Source organism: Trebonia sp. (assembly GCF_049794275.1).
Lineage (GTDB): Bacteria > Actinomycetota > Actinomycetes > Streptosporangiales > Streptosporangiaceae > Trebonia.
The window spans coordinates 1-3,401 of the sequence record NZ_JBARCR010001038.1; the positions used below are offsets into that span (position 1 = coordinate 1).

Annotated in this window: 4 protein-coding genes and 1 pseudogene; all 5 read left to right on the forward strand. The window is 71.6% G+C overall.

Translation table 11 applies throughout. The annotated features are described in order from the left end of the window. Nucleotides 1-229, forward strand: a pseudogene (locus tag WA805_RS26000) (hypothetical protein); the annotation flags it as partial. Between the two features lie 22 nt (nt 230-251). After that, a complete protein-coding gene (locus WA805_RS26005) occupies nt 252-635 on the forward strand; it encodes a hypothetical protein (RefSeq protein WP_425243666.1) in 384 nt (127 codons plus the stop codon). Nucleotides 636-749: 114 nt separating this feature from the next. Continuing rightward, the gene (locus tag WA805_RS26010) at nt 750-1,664 is read left to right on the forward strand and encodes an ABC transporter ATP-binding protein (protein WP_422289952.1); all 915 of its coding nucleotides are present in this window, start codon (nt 750-752) and stop codon (nt 1,662-1,664) included. Nucleotides 1,665-1,667: 3 nt separating this feature from the next. Then, nucleotides 1,668-2,459, forward strand: a complete 792-nt coding sequence (locus WA805_RS26015; RefSeq protein ID WP_425243667.1) for an ABC transporter permease — start codon at nt 1,668-1,670, stop codon at nt 2,457-2,459. Between the two features lie 37 nt (nt 2,460-2,496). Beyond that, a partial coding sequence (locus WA805_RS26020; protein ID WP_425241214.1) for a sensor histidine kinase occupies nt 2,497-3,401 on the forward strand: 905 nt, incomplete at its 3' end.

A 3,401-nucleotide genomic window follows, 5' to 3' on the forward strand; every position in this document is an offset into this window, starting at 1 on the left:
CCCGACGCCCACGCCGGACAGCCCGCTGTCCGGGGCGGACGGGGACTCGCCGCTGGCCGGGGTGCTCGCGGAACGCGGCGTGCAGCCCGTCTCCTACGCCGAATGGCTGCGCATCGAGACCGCGGAAGCCGAGCTCGCCCAGTCCCTCGGCCGCGGCGAGCGCGTGAAGCTGCCCGGCCGCGAGGCGATCTGGTCCGCGTGCCGCCCGGGAAGGCACGTCTCCCGCTGACGCCGTCTCACTCTCCGTAGGAATGTCACTACCCCCCGGCATCATGGTGCCAGGCGGTTCCGGCTGTGCCCGGGCCGCGGAGCAGATGCGGCGAAGGGGACTGGACATGGGCGACTGGGGCGGTGCCGCCACGCAGCGGGGACTGATGGCCGAGGCCCTCGGACTCGCCATGGCCCGGCGGGCGGCCGGCATTCTCGACCGGCACCGCGACGTGCTCGCCCGCGCCGCGCCAGGCGCGATGCCCGACCCGGCCGAGTTCGCGGCCGACGACGCCATCTTCACCGCGGTCCTCGACGCGGCCAACGAGTGCCTCGGCCGCTTCGACACGCGGCCCGCCGGCGACCGCTGGTGCGACGCCCTGCTGCAGCTTCTCCAGCTCGCCCAGTCCGCGAGGGAAGCCGGCTAGCCGATCGGTTGATCGGGCCGGCCGGACGGATGACCGGGCCGGTCCGCCTGCGGGGCGCGAGGTGTGGCCGCCGGGACGATGCGCGACGCGGGTCCCCGCGGCGACGCTGGAGGCATGACAACGGTTATCGAAGTGCGCGGGCTGCACAAGGAGTACGGGGACACGGTCGCCGTGGACGACGTGTCCTTCACCGTGTCCGAGGGTGAGATCTTCGGGATCCTCGGCCCGAACGGCGCGGGCAAGACCACCACCGTCGAATGCGTGGAGGGGCTGCGCAAGCCGGACCGCGGCGAGCTGCGGGTGCTGGGGCTCGACCCGTTGCGGGACCGCGCCGAGCTGACGCAGCTGCTCGGGGCGCAGCTCCAGGAGAGCCAGCTGCCGGCCAAGCTGCGGGTGGCCGAGGCCCTCGACCTGTACAGCTCCTTCTACCGGGCACCGGCCGACTGGCGGTCGCTGCTGGAGGCGCTCGGGCTCGCCGGCAAGAGCGACACGCCGTTCAGGAAGCTGTCCGGCGGCCAGAAGCAGCGGCTGTCGATCGCGCTGGCGCTGGTCGGCAGCCCGCGGATCGCGGTGCTCGACGAGCTGACCACCGGTCTTGACCCGCAGGCCAGGCGCGACACCTGGGACCTGATCGAGAGCATCAGGGACCGCGGGGTCACGATCGTGCTCGTCAGCCACTTCATGGAGGAGGCCGAACGGCTCTGTGACCGAGTGGCGCTGATCGACAAGGGCCGCGTCGTGGTGCAGGACACGCCCGCCGGACTCGCCCAGCGGGTCGAGATCGCGCAGCGGATCCAGTTCCGCCCGTCCGCCCCGGTCAGCGACGTCATGCTGACCAGCGTGCCAGGGGTCACCGACGTCATCCGCAGGGGCGATGTCGTCGTGGTCAGCGGCACCGGCGACGTGCTGAACGGGGTCATCTCCATGCTGGCCCGCAACCAGATCGTGGCCCAGCAGCTCCGCGTGGACCAGGCGAACCTGGAGGACGCGTTCCTCGAACTGACCGGCAACCACGCTGAGGAGGCGTAAGCCATGACCGTCGCGATCGAAACCCCTAGCGTTCCGGCCGCCGCCGCCCGGCCGCGCTCCGCGCTGGCCCGGCTCACGGTCACCGAGCTCAAGTTGTTCCTGCGCGAGCCGATGCTGGTCTTCTGGGTCATCGCGTTCCCGCTGCTGCTGCTGGTCATCTTCGGCCTTATCCCGTCGTTCAAGCAGACGCATCCCGGCTACCAGGGCCTCACGGTGCTCGAGACGTACGTGCCTATCATCATCTTGACGATGCTGGCGCTGCTCTCGTTCTTCTCGCTGCCGGTCACGCTGGCCACCTACCGGGAGCAGCGGATCCTGCGCCGGCTGCAGACCACGCCCGCCGGCGCGTGGCGCGTCCTGGCCGCCCAGCTGGCTGTCACCGTCGGCGCCGGGGTCGTCATGGTCGCCGCGATCCTCGTGCTCGGCAGGCTGGCGTTCGCCGTCCCGTTCCCGCTGGCGCCCGGCATCTGGGTGGTCGTCGCGCTGCTCACCGCGGCCTGCACGCTATCCCTCGGCCTGTTCATCGCCGCGGTCGCGGCGAACCCCCGGGTCGCCGCTGCCATCGGGAACATCCTGTTCTTCCCGCTGATGTTCTTCTCCGGGCTGTGGCTGCCGATCCCGTCGATGCCGGCGGTGCTGCAGCACATCAGCCACGCGACGCCGCTCGGCGCGGCCTGGGAGTCGTTCCAGGCGGCAGCCCTCGGGCACTGGCCGCCCGCGCTGGCGCTCGGCACCATGGCGGCGTACGCGGTGGTATTCGGGCTGGCGGCGGCCAGGCTGTTCCGCTGGGAGTGATACTAGATCCGGCACGCCGCATGAATGGAGGACGCCGATGAGCGGTTCAGGGACTCGCTCCTATCCCGATCCCTGGGACGGGAACCTGGACTTCGCGCGCGCCGTGATCGACGTGGTGCCGTGGGTGATGCTGGCGTTCTCCGCGGTCCTGACGGTGGTCCTCTACGAGGACCATGCGGAGACCGGATCGCCGCTCGTCCCGCTGCTGCTGTGCGGGCTCGCCGCGGCGTGGACGCTGGGCATGTACACGCTCCGTCCCGCGTGGCGGGAGCGGCCCCGGCGGATGGCCGTGTTCGTGGTGGTGCTGCTCGCGATCATGACCGTGATGGTGTTCGGGTACTCGTGGCTCGGGTTCTACACCTTCACCGGGTACTACTACGTCTACCGGCTGGTCGGGTCCTGGCGCTGGCGGATCGTCGGCATCGGCGTCGTCGCCTGCCTCGCGGGCATCTCCCAGGGCCTCGGCCTGTACGGGCCGTTCGATCCGGCCAGGGCGCTGCTGCTGGCCGGCGCCATCCTCGTCAACGTGATCCTCGGCTGCGCGTTCACCTGGTTCAACTGGGTCAGCCACCGGCAGGGCCTGCTGCGCAGCCAGCTATTCGACGAGCTGGCCGAGACCAACAGCAGGCTCGAGGCGACCCTCGCGGAGAACACCGGCCTGCACCGGCAGCTGCTGGCCCAGGCCCGCGAGGCCGGGGTCCTCGACGAGCGGCAGCGCATGGCCAGGGAGATCCACGACACGCTCGCGCAGGGCCTGACCGGGATCATCACCCAGCTGCAGGCGGCCGAGCAGGCCAGCCAGGACCCGCCGGAGCGGCGCAGGCACTTCGACGCGGCCGTGACGCTCGCCAGGGAGAGCCTCACCGAGGCGCGCCGGTCGGTGCACGCACTGCGCCCCGAGGCGCTTGAGCAGGCGCGGCTCGGCGAGGCGCTGACCGGGGT

What these genes read in the sequence shown, in the direction of transcription:
- WA805_RS26005 (WP_425243666.1), top strand. Translation starts at nt 252, where the DNA reads ATGTCACTACCCCCCGGCATCATGGTGCCAGGCGGTTCCGGCTGTGCC.
- WA805_RS26010 (WP_422289952.1), top strand. Translation starts at nt 750, where the DNA reads ATGACAACGGTTATCGAAGTGCGCGGGCTGCACAAGGAGTACGGGGAC.
- WA805_RS26015 (WP_425243667.1), top strand. Translation starts at nt 1,668, where the DNA reads ATGACCGTCGCGATCGAAACCCCTAGCGTTCCGGCCGCCGCCGCCCGG.